This is a genomic window from Microlunatus sp. YIM B11417 (genome assembly GCF_059617205.1).
In genome coordinates this window covers 245,562-265,934 of sequence record NZ_JCAMPJ010000002.1, presented here as the reverse complement: position 1 = coordinate 265,934, position 20,373 = coordinate 245,562, and the positions used below count along the sequence as shown (strand labels likewise).

At 69.1% G+C, this 20,373-nt stretch carries 19 protein-coding genes; 9 read left to right on the top strand and 10 right to left on the bottom strand.

Translation table 11 applies throughout. The annotated features are described in order from the left end of the window. Positions 1-81: 81 nt before the first annotated feature. Both AC6CCG_RS11435 and AC6CCG_RS11430 read right to left on the bottom strand, forming a co-directional pair. Positions 82-1,128 (bottom strand): AAA family ATPase, encoded by a 1,047-nt coding sequence (locus AC6CCG_RS11435; RefSeq protein ID WP_496654665.1) that lies wholly within the window; start codon positions 1,126-1,128, stop codon positions 82-84. Further along, positions 1,125-1,400 carry a hypothetical protein gene (locus AC6CCG_RS11430; protein WP_496654664.1) on the bottom strand — a complete coding sequence of 92 codons (276 nt, stop codon included), beginning with the start codon at positions 1,398-1,400 and terminating at the stop codon, positions 1,125-1,127. Before AC6CCG_RS11430 ends, AC6CCG_RS11435 begins: the two co-directional genes overlap by 4 nt. A gap of 151 nt (positions 1,401-1,551) precedes the next feature. Here AC6CCG_RS11430 and AC6CCG_RS11425 point away from each other — a divergent pair, with 151 nt between their 5' ends. Then, positions 1,552-2,253, top strand: a complete 702-nt coding sequence (locus AC6CCG_RS11425; RefSeq protein ID WP_496654663.1) for a response regulator transcription factor — start codon at positions 1,552-1,554, stop codon at positions 2,251-2,253. 2 nt (positions 2,254-2,255) lie between these two features. After that, on the top strand, positions 2,256-3,548 hold the full coding sequence (locus AC6CCG_RS11420) for a sensor histidine kinase (protein WP_496654662.1): 1,293 nt from the start codon (positions 2,256-2,258) through the stop codon (positions 3,546-3,548). Between the two features lie 3 nt (positions 3,549-3,551). Here AC6CCG_RS11420 and AC6CCG_RS11415 read toward each other — a convergent pair whose 3' ends face one another. From AC6CCG_RS11415 to AC6CCG_RS11400, 4 genes are all read right to left on the bottom strand, one after another. Next, on the bottom strand, positions 3,552-4,457 hold the full coding sequence (locus tag AC6CCG_RS11415; protein WP_496654661.1) for a sugar ABC transporter permease: 906 nt from the start codon (positions 4,455-4,457) through the stop codon (positions 3,552-3,554). A gap of 1 nt (position 4,458) precedes the next feature. Beyond that, a complete protein-coding gene (locus tag AC6CCG_RS11410) occupies positions 4,459-5,994 on the bottom strand; it encodes an ABC transporter permease subunit (protein ID WP_496654660.1) in 1,536 nt (511 codons plus the stop codon). Further along, complete coding sequence (locus AC6CCG_RS11405) at positions 5,994-7,253, bottom strand: sugar ABC transporter substrate-binding protein (protein ID WP_496654659.1); 1,260 nt, start codon at positions 7,251-7,253, stop codon at positions 5,994-5,996. Before AC6CCG_RS11405 ends, AC6CCG_RS11410 begins: the two co-directional genes overlap by 1 nt. A gap of 143 nt (positions 7,254-7,396) precedes the next feature. Continuing rightward, positions 7,397-7,873 (bottom strand): ester cyclase, encoded by a 477-nt coding sequence (locus AC6CCG_RS11400; protein WP_496654658.1) that lies wholly within the window; start codon positions 7,871-7,873, stop codon positions 7,397-7,399. Between the two features lie 48 nt (positions 7,874-7,921). Between AC6CCG_RS11400 and AC6CCG_RS11395 the strand changes: the two genes are divergently transcribed. Then, on the top strand, positions 7,922-8,515 hold the full coding sequence (locus tag AC6CCG_RS11395) for a TetR/AcrR family transcriptional regulator (protein ID WP_496654657.1): 594 nt from the start codon (positions 7,922-7,924) through the stop codon (positions 8,513-8,515). A gap of 49 nt (positions 8,516-8,564) precedes the next feature. Next, positions 8,565-9,428, top strand: a complete 864-nt coding sequence (locus AC6CCG_RS11390) for a phosphotransferase family protein (RefSeq protein WP_496654656.1) — start codon at positions 8,565-8,567, stop codon at positions 9,426-9,428. Between the two features lie 539 nt (positions 9,429-9,967). Here the strand turns inward: AC6CCG_RS11390 and AC6CCG_RS11385 are convergent. The 4 genes from AC6CCG_RS11385 to AC6CCG_RS11370 are packed head-to-tail and all read right to left on the bottom strand — an operon-like array spanning position 9,968 to position 14,273. Continuing rightward, positions 9,968-10,663, bottom strand: coding sequence for a cache domain-containing protein (locus AC6CCG_RS11385; protein ID WP_496654655.1), 696 nt, complete (start codon positions 10,661-10,663; stop codon positions 9,968-9,970). Positions 10,664-10,698: 35 nt separating this feature from the next. After that, a complete protein-coding gene (locus tag AC6CCG_RS11380) occupies positions 10,699-11,445 on the bottom strand; it encodes a FadR/GntR family transcriptional regulator (protein WP_496654654.1) in 747 nt (248 codons plus the stop codon). A 57-nt stretch (positions 11,446-11,502) separates the two neighbouring features. Then, a complete protein-coding gene (gene gabT, locus AC6CCG_RS11375) occupies positions 11,503-12,840 on the bottom strand; it encodes a 4-aminobutyrate--2-oxoglutarate transaminase (RefSeq protein ID WP_496654653.1) in 1,338 nt (445 codons plus the stop codon). After that, a complete protein-coding gene (locus AC6CCG_RS11370) occupies positions 12,837-14,273 on the bottom strand; it encodes an NAD-dependent succinate-semialdehyde dehydrogenase (RefSeq protein ID WP_496654652.1) in 1,437 nt (478 codons plus the stop codon). The genes gabT and AC6CCG_RS11370 overlap by 4 nt, the downstream gene beginning before the upstream one ends. Positions 14,274-14,417: 144 nt before the next feature. On the opposite strand from AC6CCG_RS11370, the gene AC6CCG_RS11365 reads away from it, so the two are divergent. The 5 genes from AC6CCG_RS11365 (at position 14,418) to AC6CCG_RS11345 (ending at position 20,319) form a co-directional block, all read left to right on the top strand. Beyond that, complete coding sequence (locus tag AC6CCG_RS11365; RefSeq protein WP_496654651.1) at positions 14,418-15,791, top strand: (Fe-S)-binding protein; 1,374 nt, start codon at positions 14,418-14,420, stop codon at positions 15,789-15,791. A 2-nt stretch (positions 15,792-15,793) separates the two neighbouring features. After that, entirely contained in the window at positions 15,794-17,347 is a 1,554-nt protein-coding gene (locus AC6CCG_RS11360) for an FAD-binding oxidoreductase (RefSeq protein WP_496654650.1), read from the top strand. A gap of 2 nt (positions 17,348-17,349) precedes the next feature. Continuing rightward, positions 17,350-17,643 carry a hypothetical protein gene (locus AC6CCG_RS11355; protein ID WP_496654649.1) on the top strand — a complete coding sequence of 98 codons (294 nt, stop codon included), beginning with the start codon at positions 17,350-17,352 and terminating at the stop codon, positions 17,641-17,643. Between the two features lie 193 nt (positions 17,644-17,836). Further along, positions 17,837-19,276, top strand: a complete 1,440-nt coding sequence (locus tag AC6CCG_RS11350; RefSeq protein ID WP_496654648.1) for an APC family permease — start codon at positions 17,837-17,839, stop codon at positions 19,274-19,276. Next, on the top strand, positions 19,273-20,319 hold the full coding sequence (locus AC6CCG_RS11345) for an LLM class flavin-dependent oxidoreductase (RefSeq protein WP_496654647.1): 1,047 nt from the start codon (positions 19,273-19,275) through the stop codon (positions 20,317-20,319). The genes AC6CCG_RS11350 and AC6CCG_RS11345 overlap by 4 nt, the downstream gene beginning before the upstream one ends. Positions 20,320-20,373 lie beyond the last annotated feature (54 nt).

Genomic DNA, 20,373 nt, shown 5'->3' with positions numbered 1-20,373 from the left:
CCTGTCGAAGGGGGCCAAGCCCGATCCGGCTCGGCACTTCGACGAGCTCAGTGCGCGTTCGCCCTCGGGCGTTCCGTTTCGTCACGCGGCCCGCTCCGCAGACTCGTCGTCGGGTGCGACCCGAGGACTCGGCACCGCGGCCAGCACCGCGCCGATCACCTGCCGCGGGTCGACGCCTTCGGCGATCGCCTCGTAGCTGAGCACCAGCCGGTGCGCCAGCACATCCGCGGCCACGTCGGCGACGTCGGCCGGCAGCACGTAGTCCCGGCCGCGCAACAGGGCCATCGCCCGGGCCGCCGCCACCAGGCCGAGCGTCCCGCGCGCGCTGATCCCGTAGTCCAGCACCTGGTCCAGCTGGCCGAGCCCGAACCGGTGCGGCTGCCGGGTCGCCATCACCAGCTGCACCGCGTAGAGCGCGACGGCGTGGTGGACGAACACCTGGTCGGCCTCCTGTTGCAGGGCCTGCAGTTCGGCCAGACTGAGCACGGCTTGGGCCCGCGGCGGCGCGACGCTCATCCGCTGCACGATCGTGAGCTCCTCCAGTTCGCCGGCGTGCCGGACGTCGACCTTGAGCAGGAACCGGTCCCGCTGTGCCTCGGGCAACGCGTACACGCCCTCGGTCTCGATCGGGTTCTGGGTGGCCAGCACCAGGAACGGCTCCGGCAGCCGGTACGTCGCGCCGCCGATGCTGACCTGGCCCTCCGCCATCGCCTCCAACAGTGCGGACTGGACTTTGGCGGGGGCCCGGTTGATCTCGTCCGCCAGCACGATGTTGGCGAAGATCGGGCCGAGCTCCGTACCGAATCTCTGGTCGGCCGGCCGCCACACCTGGGAGCCGACGATGTCGGCGGGCATCAGATCGGGGGTGAACTGGAGCCGGGCGAACTGGCCGCCGACCACGTCCGCGAGCGTCCGGACGGCCAGCGTCTTGGCCACGCCGGGCACGCCTTCGATCAGGACGTGGCCGCGGGCCAGCAGCCCGACCAGGATCCGCTCGACCATCTGGTCCTGGCCGACCACGACGCGCTTGATCTCGAACAGGGCACGTTCGAGGATCCCGACGGGGGCCAGCCGGCGGTCGCCGACCGTCTCGGTCAGGGTGTCGGCCGAGGTCTGGTCGGCCCTCACAGGTCGCCGCCGTTCTCGTTCTGCGGATTCGCACCGGCGGAGCCCGAGGTGGGTCCGTCGGGGCAGTTCTTGCCGGTGTCGGCGGCGGCCCCGGTGCCGTCGTCCGGCGCTGCGGACGGGTCGGGCGTGCCGGTGCCGTCGACGACGGTCGCCCAGATCGGTTCGGCCGACTCGGACGCGGCGAAGGCCACGCCGGACGCGGTCGCGATGGCGATCCCGGCTCCGGCGATGACGGCAGCGATGGTCAGGCGGCGCTTGGCGGGTGCAGTCATGAGGTCTCGATGTCCTTCCGTCGTACGGCTCCGCGGTGGTGCGGGCCTGTTCCAAGATCAGCACGCAGGGCCGAAAGCCCTCGGAAGTGCAGCCGAAAATCGAGCGAAAGAAGGGGAGGCGGGATTTTCGCGGTACGTCTAGCTTTGACGCATGCGTGTGCTGATCGTGGAAGATGAAGCGGGGTTGGCCAGCGCCCTCAAGGTCGGCCTCGCCCATCAGGGGTACGCGGTCGACGTCGCCCTGACCTGCGCGGAGGCGCGGTTCAAGCTGGGCACCGCCGAGTACGACCTGCTGGTGCTCGACGCGAACCTCCCGGACGGCGACGGCTTCTCGCTGGCCGAGGCGATCCGGCACGGCCGGGTCGAGTGCATGTCCGGGCCTGACGTCCGGATCCTGATGCTGACCGCGCGGACCCAGCTGCAGGACCGGGTCCGTGGCCTCGACGTCGGCGCGGACGACTACCTGGTGAAGCCGTTCGCGCTGGCCGAGCTGACCGCGCGGATCCGGGCGCTGTTCCGCCGCGAGGTCCGCGGTGTCACGGCGGTGCTCAGCCATGGACCGGTCCGGCTGGACACGGCCCGGCAGCTGGCGCACCGCGGCGAGCGCGAACTGCGGCTGACCCGCAAGGAGTTCGGCGTCCTCCGCTATCTGCTGACAAAGCCGGAGGCGGTCGTCTCGGCCGAGGAGCTGTTGCAGCACGTCTGGGACGAGAACGCGGACCCGTTCAGTCAGACGGTACGGGTCACCGTCGGCACCCTGCGGCGCAAGCTCACCGTGGACGGCGAGCCGCAACTGCTGGAGACGCTGGTCGGGCGCGGCTACCGGCTCCGTGATCACGATTCCGGGGAGTGATCATGGCCGATCAGCTCGTCGTGCCGCGGACCACGGCCGGACGACTGCTCCGTCGGGCCTGGCTGCGGCTGCCGGACGGGGCGCGCACGATCCGGGTCCGGCTCACGCTGACGTACTCGGCACTGTTGTTCGGGATCACCGCGTTGATCTTGGTCTGCCTGTACGTTGCGCTGTCCCAGACGATCGTCGCCGAGCCGCTGGATCCGGTGACGGTGAAGCGGTTCGAGAAGAATCCGGACGGCACGATCGTGTACCGGCCCGGCGAGCAGTTCCAGGCCGCGGACCTGGCCAGCGTCCAGAAGGCGGTCAACTTCGCCGTGCTGCAGACGGTGCGCGACTACTCGGTGCTGGCGTTGGTGATCATGTTCGGGCTCAGTCTGGTGATCGGCTGGTGGGTGGCCGGCCGCGCACTGCGCCCGGTGAAGTTGATCACCACGACGGCGCGGGAGATCACCGCGACCGACCTGTCCCGCCGGATCGGCGCGAGCGGACCGCCGGACGAGCTGCGGACACTCGCCGACACGATCGACGACATGCTGAACCGGCTGGACACCGCGTTCCGGGCCGAGCGCACGCTGGTCGAGGACGTCTCGCACGAGCTGCGCAACCCGGTCGCCGTGGTCCAGGCGAACGTGGAAGCCGTGCTGGGCAACGAATCCGCGACGCTGCAGGAGCGCCGCGAGGCGACCGCCGTCGTGACCCACGCGACGGCCCGGATGACCCGACTGCTGGAGGATCTGCTGGCCACCGCGCGGAAGCGCTCGGCAGCGTTCGTCGACCGGGAACTTGATCTTGCCCGGCTGGGCCGCAACGTCGCCGACGCGTACCGGCTGGTCGCCGAGGACCGTTCGATCCGTCTCGAGGTTCGCGGACACGACGGACCGACCGTGTACGGCGACTCGGAGTCGCTGGAACGTGCCGTGTCCAACCTGCTGTCCAACGCCGTCCGGCTCGCGCCGGAGGGCAGCACGATCATGATCGCGACCGGCAGCCGGGAGGGCTGGGCCTGGATCGCCGTCCGCGACGAGGGGCCGGGGATCGCCGCGGAGGAACAGGACCGCGTCTTCGACCGGTTCCACCGGGGCAGCGATCCGTCCACCCGGTCCACGCCGGGCTCCGGCCTCGGTCTGGCCATCGCACGGCAGATCGCCGAGAGCCATGAGGGCCGGCTGGTGCTGTTCAGCCGGCCGGGTGCCGGCAGCACCTTCGTGCTCTGGCTACCCGACCGCTCCCTCGCGCCCGACCGGACCGCCGCGCCACCGGAGACCGACCCTGTCCTCGGGCGGACCCCGTGACGGTCAGCCCTTGACCGCGCCGGCGGTGAGGCCGGAGACGATGTAGCGCTGCAGCACCAGGAACAGCACCACGACGGGGATCGCGGTGATCACGGCGCCGGCGGCGAACAGGCCCCAGCGGGCCGAGTTCTGCTCGGAGACGAACTGGAACAGGCCGACGGCGACGGTCCACCTGCTCTCGTCGGTGAGGATGATCCCGGCCAGCAGGTAGTCGGAGAAGGTGCCGATGAAGCCGAGCAGGCCCACCACGGCGAGGATCGGCGCGACCAGGCGCAGGATGATCACGAAGAAGATCTGCAGGTGGCTCGCTCCGTCCACCTTGGCGGCCTCGTCCAGTTCCTTCGGCACGGTGTTGAAGAAGCCGTACATCAGGAACGTGTTCATCCCGAGCGCGCCGCCGAGGTAGACCATGATCAGCGCGATCCGGCTGTTCAGGCCGAGCAGCGGATGCAGGTCGCCGAGCGCGGTGAGCAGCAGGAAGATCGCGACGAACGTCAGCAGCTGCGGGAACATCTGCACGATCAGCAGCGTCATCAGGCCGGCCCGCCGGCCGGTGAACCGGAACCGGGAGAAGGCGTACGCGGCGGCGGCGCCCATCAGCACCGAGCCGACGCTGGTCACCGCGCCGATCCAGAGGCTGTTGACGATCCAGGACCAGAACTGGGTCTCGTTCAGGGCCTGGAAGTTGGCCAGCGAGAACGAGCTGAACAGCCGGCTGCTGCCGACCAGGCTGCCGGTCGCGTTGAACGACGCGGAGATCACGAAGACGACAGGGAAGATCGCGTACCCGATCACGATCACGCCGATGATGTGCCGCCAGCCGATCTCCCGCCACCAGCGGATCCCGGACAGCTTGTCGAACTCCTTGCCCTTCGACAGGCTCAGGGGCCGTTCCTGGAGTTGCACCATCTCAGTTGATCTCCTCGAGCCGCCGGGTCTGCCGAAAGCTGATCAAGGAGATCGCCCCGACGATCAGGAAGATGATGATCGACAGCGCGCTGGCCAGGCCGTACTGGCGGGTGCCGCCCTGCCCGGCCAGGCCGGAGATCTGGTACACCATCGAGATCAGGATGTCGGTCTGGCCGACCGCGACCGGCGCGCCCGGGAACGGCGGACCGCCCCGGGTCAACAGGTAGATGATGTTGAAGTTGTTGAAGTTGAACGCGAACGAGGCGATCAGCAGCGGCGCCACCGACACCAGCAACAGCGGCAGCGTGACCAGCCGCCAGATCTGGAACGAGGAGGCGCCGTCGATCCGGGCCGACTCGATCAGCTCAGCCGGGATCGACTGCAGCGCGCCGGTGCAGATCAGGAACATGTACGGGAAGCCGAGCCACAGGTTGACCAGCACCACGGACAGCTTGGCCAGCCAGGGATCGGTCAGCCACGGGATCGACGCGCCGCCGAAGAAGGTCTGGTTGATGAACCCGAAGTCGGTGTTGAGCATGCCGGACCAGAGCAGCGCCGACATGAAGGCCGGGAACGCGTACGGGACGATGAAGAACGACCGGTAGAGGCGCTGGCCGCGGACCCGGCGGTCGTTCATGGTGATCGCCAGCGCCAGCCCGACCAGGAACGTGGTCACCACGGACAAGATCGAGAAGACCACGGTCCAGAGCAGGACCTGGCCCATGATCGTCGAGTAGCGGGCGTCGGTGAACGGCCGGGTGAAGTTCTCGGTGCCGACCGGGACGGCCCAGCCGGTGCCGAGCTCCCGGCCGTCGGCCGCGGCGAAGGAGCCCCGGTCGTTCGGCCGATAGACGGTGCCCGATTCGGTGTCGGTGAGGGTGTCGGCGGCCGGGTCGTAGATCAGGAACGACTTGTAGAGATAGGCGTGCGACCCGTCGGTGGTCCGATAGGCGCCGTCCTCCGCGTCCGCCGAGGCCGGCACCCGCAGCGCGTTGATCTGGTCCTGGATCGGCAGCAGGTCGGTCAGGGTCAGCACCTGCCAGCCCGGTACGGCGGTGATCTTGGATCCGGTGATCGTGGCGGCCGGCTCGGCGCGCAGCGGTTGGCCGGCCGTGCCCGACCGCACCTGCCCGTCGATGATCACCGCGAGCCCGTACTCGGCGGGGTTCTGCAGATTGCGGATCACCGAGGCCGGCAGCTGCGCCGAACCCTCCACCCGCTTCTCGTTCTGGGCCAGCAGTGAGTCGATCGCCTCGGTCTTGGTGACCAGGTGACCGTCGCCGTAGTTGGTGAACGCGACGTAGCCGGTGTAGCCCATACTGAACACCTGGAACACCAGCAGGAAGATCAACCCGGGCAGCAGGTAGCGCAGCGGCAACGCCCGGCGGGCGAAGTAGACGACGTCGGCGATGATCACCAGCACGACGCAGACGCCGGCGATCACCAGGTGATCGGTGGCGACCGCGCGGGCCACCAGGAAGATGCCGAACGCGTTGACCAGCGCGATCAGCAGCAGCTTGATCAGGAACCCGGGCATCAGCCGGCCTTCTTGATCGCCGCCTCGATGTTCTTGGCCATCGTGGTCCACGTCTTCTCCGGATCGGCGCCGCCGACGATCGCCGCCTCGGCACCGCCCCAGAACGTCCAGACCTGGGCCATCGGCGGGATCGACGGCATCGGCAGGCCGTCCTGGCCCGCCTCCGCGTAACCCTGCACCAGCGGGTTGCCGGTCACGGTCGCGTCTTCGGCCGCCTCGGTGAGGGCCGGCACCCGGTCGCCCTGCTCGAACAGCTTGAGCTGGACCTCCTTGGTGCCCAGGTAGTTGACCAGGAATTCCGTGGCCAGCAAGGCGTTCTTGCTCCGTGCCGACAGGATGAACCCCTGCACGCCCACGAACGGCCGGGCCGGCTGGCCGCCCGCGGACGGGATCGGCAGCACCGTCACGTCCAGCTTCTTCTTCTCGAAGTCGGGCGTGTTCCACGGCCCCGTGATGAAGAACGGCGAGTTCTGGTTGAGGAACTGCTCCTTGGCGATGTCGCCGGTCAGCGACGTGTCCAGGACCTTGTTCCCCTTCTTTCCTTGACTTCCCAGCCAGGTGGCGAACTTCAGCCCGGCCTCGTCGCCGATGGTCAGGGTGTCGGAGAAGGTGCCGTCGTCGTTCATCTTGAACACCGTGTTGCCGAACGAGGACTGCAACGGGAACGTGTGGTACGGATCGCCGCCCTCCCCGACCCCGAGCAGCAGCGGGTACTTCTTCCCGGCCTCCTTGCCGGCCGTGATCAAGTCCTCCCAGGTCTGCGGGATCTCCTTGCTCAGCGCGTTGTTCCGGACCAGCCCGATGTTCTCGATCGAGTACGGCAGCCCGTAGCACTGACCGTCCTGGCTGAACGCCGACACCGCCAGCGGGGTCAGCCTGGTGGCAAGATCACCGAGCTCGATCGGCGCGACGACGCCCGACTTGATGAAGTTGCCGATCCCGTCGTGCGGGGTGACGGCGATGTCCGGGCCCTTGCCGGACGGCACCTGGGTGGAGAACTGCGGGCCGATGTCGGCGAAGTTCTTGGTCACCACCTCGATCGTGACGCCGGGATTGTCGGTGGAGAACTGCTTGCCGATCTCCTTCACGGCCGGCGCCCGCGACCCGTCCGCCCAGACGACCAGCTTCGCGCTCTGGGCGACCGGCGTGGAGGGCGCGCTGCTCGGCGCCGGGCTGCTGACCGTACCTGTGGGCGTGCCGGTGCTGCAGGCCGCCAGCGGCGCGGCGAGTGCCAGGCCGACGAAGCTGCGTCGCTTCATGAGGTGCTCCTCGGGAAGGCCGCACGACCTGGTGCGGACGGTGTCCGGACCGACCCTGGTCCACGCAGGACCCTATTGCCTAGAAGCCCGGTTCCGGGAGTCTCGACGCGAAATCGATATCAAGCAAGGATCGACGGGCGCCCTCAAGCCGGAGCCGCTTGCTGCAACTGGTCCAGGACTCCGGTCTGGGCGAGCAGGGCGAAGCGGTCCGGGCAGCCCCAGTGCTCGACGATCCAGCCGTCGACCACCCGGGCTTGCTCGAAGACCGCGATGTCGATCATGGCATTGCTGGGCGGCCCGAAGAATCCTCCCGTCGCGGTACCTCGGGCGCTGCCGCGGACCCAGACGACGTCGCCGACGGTGACCGAGTCCTCGACCGTGTAGACGACGTCCGGCATCATCGCGTGGACCTGGCGGATGGCCGCCTTCACATTGCTCCGGGCCTGCTCACCGACACCGGCGAGGCCGAACTGGTGCTCGACCAGGTCCGGCGCGCACACCTCGTCGACGAGATCAGCGTTGCCGGTGCCGAAGCCCTCGATCAGGATCCGTTCCAGCACGGCCGAAGGGCTGGGATCGGACATGGTGATCACTTCCTTCCAGCTGAGCGCACTACTCATGCACTCGATGCAGTATCTCTGCACTCAACGCATTGATAGTGTGACTCCGTGCCCAAGGTTGTCAAGACCTACCGCCAGGAGCAGGCGGAGGCGACGCGGTTCCGGATCGCCGACGCCGCCCGGCGGCTCTTCGCCGAGCATGGCTATGGCGCGACAAGCATCGAGGCGATCGCCCAGGAGGCGGGCGTCGCGACCCGGACGGTCTACTCGGCCTTCGGCGCCAAGCGGGAGATCCTGTCCCTGATCTGCGACCGGTGGCTCAGCGACGCGAATGCGATCGAACTGGCCCAGCAGGTGCTCGCGCTCGACGACCCCCGAGAACGGCTGCGCGGCGCTGCCGGCTGGCTGACCACGCTGTACTCGGCCGGGTTCGACGTGGTGCTGATCTTCGAGGCCGCAACCGACGAGAGCGCGGAGACCAGGGCCCTGCTGCGCTCGAAGCTGGCCGGCCGGAACCAGGTGATGGACAAGATCATCGCCTCGCTCCAAGATCAGCTCCAGATCCCGCTCCGCCGCGCGCAGGCCGTCTACCGGGCCCTGGCCGCGCCTGGCGTATACCAGGAGCTGGTGGCGGAGTCCGGCTGGAAGCCGGCCGAGTTCGAGCAGTTCGTCGCCGACTCGTTGGAACGCCAGTTGCTCTGACCCGAAATCCGGTTGATCCGTCTCAGTGTTCGGACGAGACTCGACGACCATGATCACCGACATCGCAGCCGGAATCCTGCGGGAGCAGTACGGAGCTCGTGGCGCGGTCCGGGTGCACGAGACCTGGGGCGCCTCGGTCGTGGTCGAGCGGGACGGCCTGCTGCTCAAGGCCAACGGTGATCGCAGCACGGTCGCCGAGGCGATGGTCGCCCGGCGGGTTCGCGCCGCCGGAGTTCCGGCGCCGGAGATCGTCGGCGAGGGCGTCGATGATCGGCTACCCGGCGGCAGCTGGCTGGTGATGCGCCGACTGCCCGGCCTCGGCTTCGATGCCAGCAACGCATCACCGGAACGGCTGGACGCCGTCGTCGGCCAGGTCGCCCGGCTGTTGTCGATCTTGGCGACCGTCTCCGCGCCGGGGTGGGGCTGGATCGGCGACGACGGCCGCGGTACGTCCACCTCGTGGCGCGCGTGGCTGCGGCAGCAGGTGACCGAGACCTCGGGCAAGCTCGGCACACGGCTGTCCGCGGACTTCGTCGCGACGGCCCACGCGGCGATCGACGAGGCCGTGCCGGAGCGGTTGCCGGGCAGCATCCTGAACGGTGATCTCGGCCTGTCCCACGTCCTCGTGGATCCGGCGACCGGCGCCGTGACCGGGTTGCTCGACTGGGCTGCGGCGATCGTCGGCGACCCGCTGTTCGACGTCGCGACGTTCTCGATGGGCGGCCCGGCCGATGACCCCATCCACCCCGTCTTGCAACCGAGGATGCTCGCCGCCTACCCGGGCGAGATCGACCAGCAGCGAGTCCGCCTCTACCGGATGATCAACCACCTGTTCAACGCCTGCTGGAGCGTCGACAACGACGTACCGTCCTGGACCCCAGCCCTCTGCCGCGCCGCCGAGGACCTCGTCTGACTCCAGTGCGCGTTCATCGAGTGCGAGTTCGAGACCACGATTCGGGCGGATTCCGGGTACGCAACCTCACACTCGGCGATCTCGCGGGGATGCAGCATCCGGCCGTTGGTGACTTGGCGGTGCCGATGCCGATTGCAACGGGGCTCCGGCAGTCCGGCCAGGACCAGCAGCAGCCGAAGCTCGGACTCTTCGGTGATCGACCTCCGACCGCGCCAGGCTCGCCGCGCCAACCGACAGTTCCGGACTGCAGCCGTCGCCATCGCATCGACCAGATCGACCTCCGTGCAGGCGGCCGACGGCGTCGCGACGCGCTGTCGGGACTCGGGGGGAGTTGCCCGACGCGGCTCAGCCGGATCTCTCGTCGGACGGTCTGAGCCCTGGTCGCGGTCGCCCCCGGATCGGCTCGGCGAGCGGAGCTCGACCCCGTGCAGCCAGAGTGCCGTCACGCCGGTGATCACGGCGTCGGCGGGGAGCACCGGGAGCGCACCGGCGCGCCAGCCGCTGAAATCGGCCCCGTCAGAGCGGCGCGTCGATCCGGGTCAGCCGATCAGCAGGGCGAGGGAGCCGCAGGAGTGGCGGATGGCGGAGTCGACGCCGGCTCGGCTGAGCGGGTCGCCGGCGGCGAGGCCGGGGTCGGTGGAGACGATGATCCGGTCAGCGCTGTTGATCAAGGTCGCCCGTTCGGCCTCCTTGCGCAGCCGGGGCACCAGGTGCCGTTCCACGCTGTCCACCAACAGGTCAAGGGCGGCGACGCCGACGAACCGGTCCCGGACGGTGACCGGCGTCGCGATCGTCATCGTGTACTCGTCGCTGCACAGGTAGTCGACGCTCGGCCCACTGAGGTGCGCCTTGCCGGTGATCATCGGCACCCGGTACCACTCGAACTCGCTGTAGTCGAGGTGCTCCTTGTTGATGATCGACCAGGCCAGGGAGAGCTGCTCGCGGTCCGGGCCCTGCCACCAGGACAGGTGGCCGCGGGCGTCCCGGAGCAGGCCGATCGCGGCGATGAAGCCGGCTCCGTACACCGGGATCCTGGTCTCGCTGAGCGTCTCCGCCGCGTACGGGCGGACCAGGTCGTCCAGCCGGGCCGACGTCAGCCGGGTGTCGTCGGCGGTGGCCGTCGCCAACTCGCCGGCCAGAGCGGGTTTCCAGCGCTCCAGGACGTCGAAGGCGGTGTCGAAGAAGTCACAGACCAGCCGTGCCACGGCGGGACGGCGCTCAGTGCGATTCCCCACGGTACGGTTCCCCTTCCATGATCACTCCTGCGTGATCACCGTTGTAGATCTTGCTGGATCTCGATCAGGCTGACCAGGTCCGCCTCGGTCGCGCCGGCGAACCGATCGGCGGCGGCCCGCGCCTCGCCCCGTTCCACCGCGGTCAACACCCGCCGGAACGCCTTCTCCCGTTCCTTCCGGCGATCACCGTCGATCAACGCCAGCAGCGGCGAGAACTCCGCCTGCAACCGCATCTGCTCACGGGTCAGCCGGGCCGACTGGCCGAGGGCGGTCAGTTCGAGCACCGCCTCGTCCAGGTGCCGGGACCATTCATGATCATCATGGGCGGTCGCGGCCGCGAGCCGGCGGCGGATCGCGTCCACCTCCTCGGCCCGCGCTCGCCGGGCCGCCAACCCGACACAGGCCGAGCCGATCGCGGCGTAGTGCTGGCCGAGATCACGCAGTGCGAGCCGGGTCAGCCCGCGCAGCCGGTCCCGCGCGAAGACCACCGGATCGGCAGCCTCGGTGAGGAAGCTGCCCCCGGACCGGCCCCGCTTCGTCGTGATCAGGCCACGGTCGCGCAACAAGCCCAGGGCCTCGCGCACCGTGACCGGCGAGACGCGCAGCACCCGGGCCAGCTCGGACTCCGACGGCAGCCGTTCTCCGGTCCGCAGCACTCCTCCGGTCACGGCCTGGATCAGCCGCTGCTCCACCTGCTCGACCCTGCCCTCGTCGCCGACCGGCAACAAGATGGCGCTGCGCATCCGGGACGGCACCAAGCCGCGCGCATGCGTCGTGCTCACGGCGTCATTGTCCACCACGATCGGAGGTCCCGACCCGCCTAGACCGACCAGACCGACCTAGACCGAACGGACGGCTTCGCGGAGGACCGCGAGGCCTTCCCGCAGCAGTTCGTCCGGGATCGAGAGCGGCGGCAGCAGCCTGATCACGTTGCCGTAGGTTCCGCAGGTCAGCAACACCACACCCTGGGCGTGCACCGCGGCCGCGATCCGGGCGGTGAGGTCGGCATCGGGCCGGCCGTCAGCCCCGACGAGTTCGATACCGATCATGGCTCCGCGACCCCGGATCTCGCCGATCCGCGGGTCGTCTCGCAGTACGGACAGCCCGTCGAGGATGATCGCCTCGACCGCCCGGGCCCGGCCGGCCAGATCCTGCTCGGTGTAGCAGCGCAGCGCCGCCAACGCGGCCGCACAGGCCACCGGGCTGCCGCCGTACGTCCCGCCGAGACCACCCGGATGGGCCGCCGCCATCATCTCGGCCCGGCCGGTGACGGCGGACAGCGGCAGACCGCCGGCGATGCCCTTGGCCGTGGTGATCAGGTCCGGCACGACGTCCTCGTGCTCACAGGCGAACAGGTCCCCGGTCCGGGCGAAGCCGGTCTGGATCTCGTCGGCGATGAGGACGACGCCGTGCTCCTTGGCCCAGGAGGCCAGCGTGGGCAGGAATCCCGGTGCCGGTACGACGAACCCGCCCTCGCCCTGGATCGGCTCGATGATCATCGCGGCAAGGTTGTCGACCCCGACCTGCTTCTCGATCTGCCCGATCGCCCGGGCCGCCGCCTGTTCGCCGGACAGCCCGTCCCGGAACGGGTACGAAGCCGGCGCCCGGTAGACCTCCGGCGCGAACGGGCCGAAGCCGTCCTTGTACGGCATCACCTTCGCCGTCAAGGCCATGGTCAGGTTGGTCCGGCCGTGGTAGCCGTGGTCGAACGCCACCACCGCCGGGCGGCGGGTGTGCCGCCGGGCGATCTTGATCGCGTTCTCCACCGCCTCGGCACCGGAGTTGAACAGGGCAGTCGTCTTGACATGATCACCAGGAGTGAGCCGGTTGAGTTCCTCGGCCACCTCGACGTACGACGCGTACCCGGTGATCATGAAGCAGGTGTGGGTGAACCGGGCCACCTGCTCGGTGACCGCCTGCACCACGGCCGGCTCGGAGTTGCCGATGGTCGTCACCGCGATGCCTGAGCCGAGATCGATCAGGACGTTGTCGTCGACGTCGACCAGCACGCCGCCGCCGGCCGCAGCGACGAACACCGGAAGGCTCAGCCCGACTCCGGGTGCGACGGCGGCGGCCTTGCGGTCGAGCAGGGCCCGAGAGTTCGGGCCGGGCAGCTCGGTGCGGAGCTCTCGGCGTTGCGGGAGGGCCGGGCCGCCGACCAGCGGGGTCGCGGTCATGATCTTGGCCCTTCGACAGGCTCAGGGCTCGTGGGGGAATCGGGCTCAGGGCTCGTGGGCACGACTCTGATCAACTTCTTGTTGACGAACTCGCCGATGCCGAGCCGGCCCAGTTCACGGCCGAAGCCGGAGCGCTTGACGCCGCCGAAGCTCAGCTCCGCGCTGTCCGCGCCGACCACGTTGACGAAGACCATCCCGGCCTGCAGCCGATCGGCCACCCGGAGCGCCTGCTCCTCGTCGCTGGAGTAGACGTAGGAACCGAGGCCGTACGGGGTGCCGTTGGCGATCTCCACCGCCTCGTCCTCCGAGGCTGCCCGGTAGACCGAGGCGACCGGTCCGAAGAACTCCTCGGTGAACGCCTCCGACTCCGGCGTGATCTTGGTCAGCACCGTGGGCGGGAAGAAGTTGCCGTTCCGTTCGCCGCCGGAGGCCAGCTCGGCGCCCTGCTCCACGGCCCGGGCGACCTGATGCTGCAACCGCTCGGTGGCGGCGGCCGAGGAGAGCGGACCGAGCGCGGTCTCGGGATCGGCCGGATCGCCCGGCCGGACCGCGGTGAAGCGCTCGGTGAACTTCTCCAGGAACTCGTCGTACAAGGGATCCAGCACGATGAACCGTTTGGCGGCGTTGCAGGACTGACCGCTGTTCTCCAGCCGCGCGTCGACCGCGGCCTGCACCGCCGCGTCAAGATCATCGGTGGACAGCAGCAGGAACGGGTCCGATCCGCCGAGTTCCAGCACCACCTTCTTCAGGTACCGGCCGGCGGTCGCGGCGACGGCTGCGCCGGCCCGGGCCGAGCCGGTGACCGAGACGCCTTCCACGCGCGGATCGGCGATCACCGTCGTCACCTGGTCGTTGCTGGCCAGGATGCTGACATAGCCCCCGCTCGGCAGCCCGGCGTCGTCGAACAGCTGCTGCAGCGCCGCCGCCGACTCGGGGCACTGCGGCGCATGCTTGAGCAGGATCGTGTTGCCGGCAACGAGATTCGGGCCGGCGAACCGAGCCACCTGGTAGTACGGGAAGTTCCACGGCATGATCCCGAGCAGCACGCCGACCGACGAGTGGCGGACCAGCGCCGAGCCGTCCCCGTCGAGCAACTCGATCGGCTCGTCGGCGAGGAACTTCTCCCCGTTGTCGGCGTAGTAGCGATAGATCGCGGCGCAGAAGTCGACCTCGCCGAGCGCCTGGCCGACCGGCTTGCCCATCTCCCGCACGATGATCGCCGCCAGCCGATCACGGCGTTCCTCGTGCAGGTCCGCGACCCGACCGATCACTGCCGCCCGCTCGGCCACCGGCGTCGCCGACCAGGCCCGATGTGCCGCCGCCGCGGCATCGATCGCGGCCCGCAGGTCCGCGTCGGAGATGGTCGGATAGTCGGCGACCCGCTCACCGGTCGCCGGGTTGATCACCGCGTAGGGGGATTCGGCACCAGACATGTGTCCTCCTCGGCTCCGCGCCCTTGAGAGTCCGTTAATCCTATGATCTTATATGTTTTAGCGGAACCCCGTGGTACACGTCACAGTCGACGAGGAGGCCTCGTGACCCAGACCGACCCAAGAACGAAGCCCCCGGAGATTCCCGTGCGCGACGATGCGCTGGCCCGGCCGTTCACACCGGGAGCGCCGACGAACGACCCGGGGCTCGCCGAGTTCCCGGAGACGCTGGCCCGTCCGGAGCCGGTTCCGCTGCCCGATCCGACCACCCGCGAGTTCGTCGAGCAGTGGCGCAACGCCTCGTACAACTGCTATTCGTCGGGCCACAAGTTCTGCCGCGAGGTCTGCCCCGTGATGCAGGTGACCCGGAACGAGTCCTGGACGCCGACCGCCTTCCACGCCAACGTGATCGCGCTCGAGCAGGGACAGCTCGAGGTCGCCGACATCGCGGCGGACTACGTGAACTGCACCCAGTGCGGCGCCTGTGAGCTGCGCTGCCCGAACACCTTGTTCACCGGGGATTTCTACCGTTTCCGGACTCGCACCGTGGATGTCGTCAAGGCGGTCCGGGCCCTCGCCGTGGACCAGGGCATCCACCAGCCCGGCTGGCAGACCTGGAACGCCCGGACCAACACGCAGACCCATGAGCCGGTGCTCGGCGAGGTCGATGTCAGCCAGGAGACCGTGCGCGACTGGGCCGACGGGCTCGACCTGCCGATCGGCGGCGAGACGGTGCTCTTCGTCGACTGTGAGGCCGCCTTCTACCGCACCTCGGTGCCGCGCGCGGTGGCGCAGTTGCTGATCAAGGCCGGGTACGAGTTCGGGCTGATGGGCGAGCAGTGGTGCTGCGGCGGGCCGGCCGCGGAGATGGGGTATGTGGACCAGGCGAAGCGGTTCGCCCAGCACAACCTGGACAACTGGCGCGGCACCGGGACGAAGCGGGTGCTGGTGCTCGACCCGCACGACTACATCACGTTCACCGAGGACTATCCCAAGTATTTCGGGGATGCGTACGACATCGAAGTGGTGCTGGTGGTCGAGCTGCTGGCCGAGTTGATCAAGGACGGCCGGCTCACCCCGACGGTGCCGATCGAGCGGACGATCACGTACCACGATCCTTGTCGGCTGAACAAGCGCAAGGGGATCTGGCAGGAGCCCAGGGAGATCCTGCGCTCGATCCCCGGCCTGACGTTCAACGACGTGGACCGGGTCACCCAGTGGTCGTACTGCTCGGGTGGCGGTGGCGGCCTGCCGGTGGAGAAGCCGGAGCTCACCGCCGCGATCAGCGAACGCCGCCTGACCAAGGCCGCCGAGACCGGGGCCGACCTGCTGGTCAGCGCCTGCCCGTGGTCGGAGCGGCCGCTGTCCGCCGCCGGTGACGCCAAGGACATCGACGTGATCGACATCCACGAGCTGCTGGCGGAGTCGGTCGGGATCGAGGTCGGCGGCAGCCGCGGCGAGGTCGGCGACCGGCGGGCGGGCGGTTGCGGCGGCGGCACCTGCGGTTGCGGGAAGGAGTGATCATGACCGTCGTCGCCGAGCGTCCCGGTCAAGATCAACTCGATCAGGTGGTGCAGCGACTGCGCGCCGTACTGGCCGAGGACCAGATCCTGACCAGCCGCACCGACCGGTTCAACCGGGCCCGGGTGCCGGCGCCGTTCCCGGTGCACCGGTGGGCCGAGCGGGTGCCCGATCTGGCCGTGCTGCCGACCTCGACCGAACAGGTCGCCCAGGTGATCACGATCGCCAACGAGCTGAAGGTGCCGGTGGTGCCGCGGGACGGCGGCACCGGGCTGACCGACGGCGCGGTGCCGTTGCGTGGCGGCATCGTCCTCGACGTGAAGCGGATGAACCAGATCCATGAACTGGACCTGGAGAATCGCACGGTCACGGTGGGCACCGGGATCAACATGCTCAAGCTCAACGAGGAACTCGGCCGGCACGGGCTGATCTATCCCGACGACCCGGCGTCCTATCCGTGCTCGCTGGTCGGCGGTCGGATCGGCACCTCGGGCTGGTCCTTGATCGGTGCCCGGTACGGCCACAGCCGGGACCTGGTGCTCTCGTTCGATCATGTGCTGCCGACCGGCGAGGTGCTGCATGTCGGCGACGGGTTCGGCCACAAGATCAGCAAGTCCTCGTCCGGCTACCAGCTGAAGCACCTGTTCATGGGGCACCAGGGCACCCTCGGCGTGGCCACCCGGGCGACGCTGAAGCTCTATCCGAAGCCGGAGGCGGAGCTGTCGCCCTTCTGGTCCTTCGACAACTACGACGACGCGTACCGCTGCGTCGGCGCGCTGGCCCGGGCCGGTGTCGCCACCTTCGCCGGCGCCGTGCTGTTCGACGAGTGGAAGGTGGCGTACCTCAGGCGGGACGACGAGGCCTACATCCCGCAGCCGAACGACGTCCGGGCGCTGGTCTGCGCCGTGATGTACGGCTACGAGGACGAGGTCCGGCCGGCCGGGCGACGGCTGTTCAAGATCGCCAAGGAACACGGAGCCCGCTATCTCGGTGACGAGATCTCCGAGGGTGACTGGGCGGCCCGCCATGATCGCTACGCGACCCCGCTGCACGGCCGGACCCGGACCGGACAGGTGGTGCCGATGAGCTGGCACTGCGAGGACGCCGCGATCAACTACACCCGGCTGCCGGCGGTGACGAAGGCCTGGCACGAGATCGTCGCCGAGTTGCGCCGCAAGACCGACGTGTTCGACGACTGGGGCATGTTCGCCTACACGTCTGCCGACACCGGCGTCGACTACCTGACCGAGATCGACATCGGCATCTGGGAGCAGCAGCTGGGCGACGCCGCCTGGGCCGAATGGGTCAAGGCGAAGCGGGACATCGCCGCCGTGGCGCTCGCCAACCACGGCTCGATCAGCGCCTGCCACGGCTCCTGCCGGGAGGGCGAGGTCGACCTGGTGCCGGACGAGCTCGGTCGCGGCTACCAGGTGATGCTCGACCTGAAGCGGACCCTCGACCCGAACAACATCATGAACCCGGGCAAGTACCTGCTGGACGCGGCCTACGCCGGCGATCCGCTGGCCGCCCTGGACGCGCTGAGAGGGCGTGGTTGATCATGGCCAGACTCGATCCCCGGGACCTCGGCTACCGGTACGCCGAGCAGTCCACCCCACCACCGGCCGAGCGGGTCAGCGAGGTCGCCGTGACCACCCACCCGCACCTCTACGAGGTCGATCCACGGCTGATGGAACGCTGGGTCCTGCAGCAGACCTTCCCCAACTGGGATTCGCTGCGGATCATGAACGCCCGCCATGATCATCTGGACTGGATGCACCGGCACTTCGCCGAACGCGTGATCACCGGCTCCGAGCTGCTGGCCGAGGTGGACGATGACCACCCCCACCGATGAGCCACAGCCTCGCCGCGCCACGGACGACCTGAGTCTGTCGAAGGGCGACACCTCCTTCGGCCCTTCGACAGGCTCAGGGAACGGGGGAACCAGCGGCTCAGGGAACGGGGGAACCAGCGGCTCGGGGATCGGCGTCACTGACGATGACGCGCAGCTGGCGGCGCTCGGTTACCGGTCGGAGTTCAAGCGGGACATGAGCCTCTGGGCGAACTTCGCCCTCGGCTTCACGTACCTGTCCCCCGTCGTCGGCATCTACACCCTGTTCGCGGTGTCGCTGGCCACCGGCGGGCCGCCGATGTTCTGGTCGCTGGTGATCGTCGGGCTCGGCCAGTTGCTGGTGGCACTGGTGTTCGGCGAGATCGTCTCGCAGTATCCGGTGGCCGGCGGCATCTATCCCTGGGCGCGTCGGCTCTGGGGCCGCAAGTGGGCCTGGATGACCGGCTGGGTCTACCTGTTCGCCCTACTGGCCACGATCGCCGGCGTCGCCTATGGCGCCGGGCCCTACCTGGGGGCCCTCTTCGACTTCGAGGCCGGCACCGGTACGACCGTGCTGTGCGCGCTGATCTTGATCGCGGCCGCGCTGGTGATCAACCTCGGCGGCACCAAGTGGCTCGCCTACGCGGCGATCATCGGCTTCGTCGCGGAGTTGCTCGGTGCCCTGGTGGTCGGCGGCTGGTTGTTGATCAGCCAGCGGCACCACGGCCTCGAGGTGCTGTTCGACTCGTTCGGCGCCGGCTCCGGCGGCTCCTACGTCGGCGCCTTCCTCGCGGCGGGGCTGATCGGCATCTTCCAGTACTACGGGTTCGAAGCGTGCGGCGACGTCGCCGAGGAGGTCCCGGACCCGACCCGCCGGATCCCCAAGGCGATGCGGATGACGATCTACGTCGGCGGCGCGGCGGCGATGTTCGTCTGCCTGTCGCTCATCCTGGCCGTGCAGGACTACGCGGCGGTGATCGGCGGCACCGACCCCGATCCGATCGGCACCATCCTGACCACCGCGTTCGGCCCGGTCGGCAGCAAGATCGTCCTCGCCGTGGTGTTGATCTCGTTCCTGTCCTGCACGCTGAGCCTGATGGCGGCGGCGTCCCGGCTGATGTACTCGTACGCCCGCGACGACATGATCGTCGGCTCCCGGGCTCTCCGGGTCGTGCTGCCGAAGCGGCACGTACCGCCGTACGCGATGCTGGTCGCCGCCGCCGTGCCGGCCTTGATCATCCTGGTCTCGATCGCCTCCGCCGAGGCCCTGACCAAGATCATCTCGTTCGCCACGCTGGGCATCTACCTCGGCTTCCACATGGTCGTCTTCGCCGCGTTGCGGGCCCGGCTCAAGGGCTGGCGGCCGGCCGGCGCGTTCCGGCTCGGCGGTTGGGGCCTGCCGGTGACCATCGGCGCGCTGGCGTACGGAGTGCTGGCCATGATCAACATCGCCTGGCCGCGCACCCCCGACGCGCCCTGGTACGACAACTGGATCGTCGTGCTCGGCGCGGCGATCGTGGTCGGCCTCGGCGCCGTCTACCTGTTCGCCGGGCGACCGTACCGCAGCGGCAGCACGCCGTACGGCGACGCGACCACCGACTCGGCCCTGTTCCCGCAACCCGCACCACCCGTGAACGATCAGGAGGTCACCCGATGAAGTTCAGTTACGTCACCCTGCCCGACTATCCGGTCGCCGAGTCGCTCGAGTCGATCAAGCTCGCCGACGAGCTCGGCTTCCACGCGGTCTATGCCGCCGACGAGACCTGGCACAAGGATCTCTGGTTGATCTTCGCCGCCGCCGCGGACAAGACGAAGCAGATCAGGATGGGCCCGAGCGTCTCGACCGTCGCGCTGCGCGAACCGACCCTGATCGCCCAGGCCGCGGCCACCCTGGACGAGCTCACCGGCGGGCGGGCCGAGGTGGTGCTGTCGTCGGGCAACTTCGGCCTGCTCGCGCAGTACGGGATCGACTGGTCGACCCAGAAGCCGCTGTCCAGGACCAAGGAGGGGGCGCACGTGGTGCGGACCCTGTTGGACGACGGCGCGATCTCGTTCGACGGCGACTTCTACCACTACCAGGGGCTGTTCTCGTTCGCCCGGCCGGTGCAAGATCATCTTCCGGTGAAGCTGGGCGCGATGCGCGGTCCGAAGTCGTTCCAGGTCGCCGCCGAGTTCAGCGACGGCTGCCATCACGCGCTCAGCTACACCCGCGAGGCGTACGAGTACATGTACGAGAACATGAAGATCGGCGCCGACCGGGCTGGCAAGGACGTCGACAGTCTCGACATCGGCGCCTGGGTGGTGTTCGCGACCGGCGAGGACTCAGGCATCGCGAAGGACGCCGCCCGGTCCATGGTCGGCCTGTACGCGTCGGCGATGCCGGCCGAGCAGCTGGAGCGCAACGGGATCGCGCCGGAGGCGATGGCGCCGATCATCTCCAAGCTCGGCGCGGGCGACCTGGCCGGATCGATCGAGGCCACCACCCCCGAGATCGGCGACACGCTGTCGGTCGCCGGGACACCGGAGGAATGTGTCGCCAAGCTCAAGGAGATCGCCGCCGCCGGCGTGAACCACCTGATCCTGGCGATCACCGACGCCACGCTCGTGAAGACGTTCATGGGCCGCGACATCGAGGGTGTCGCCGACGTGAACACCCAGCTGCGGCTGATCCACGACAAGATCATGCCCGAATTCGCCTGACCGAGCCGATGCCGGCGCCGGGGTGGCTGCGGGCCCTCGATCATGATGCGGCAG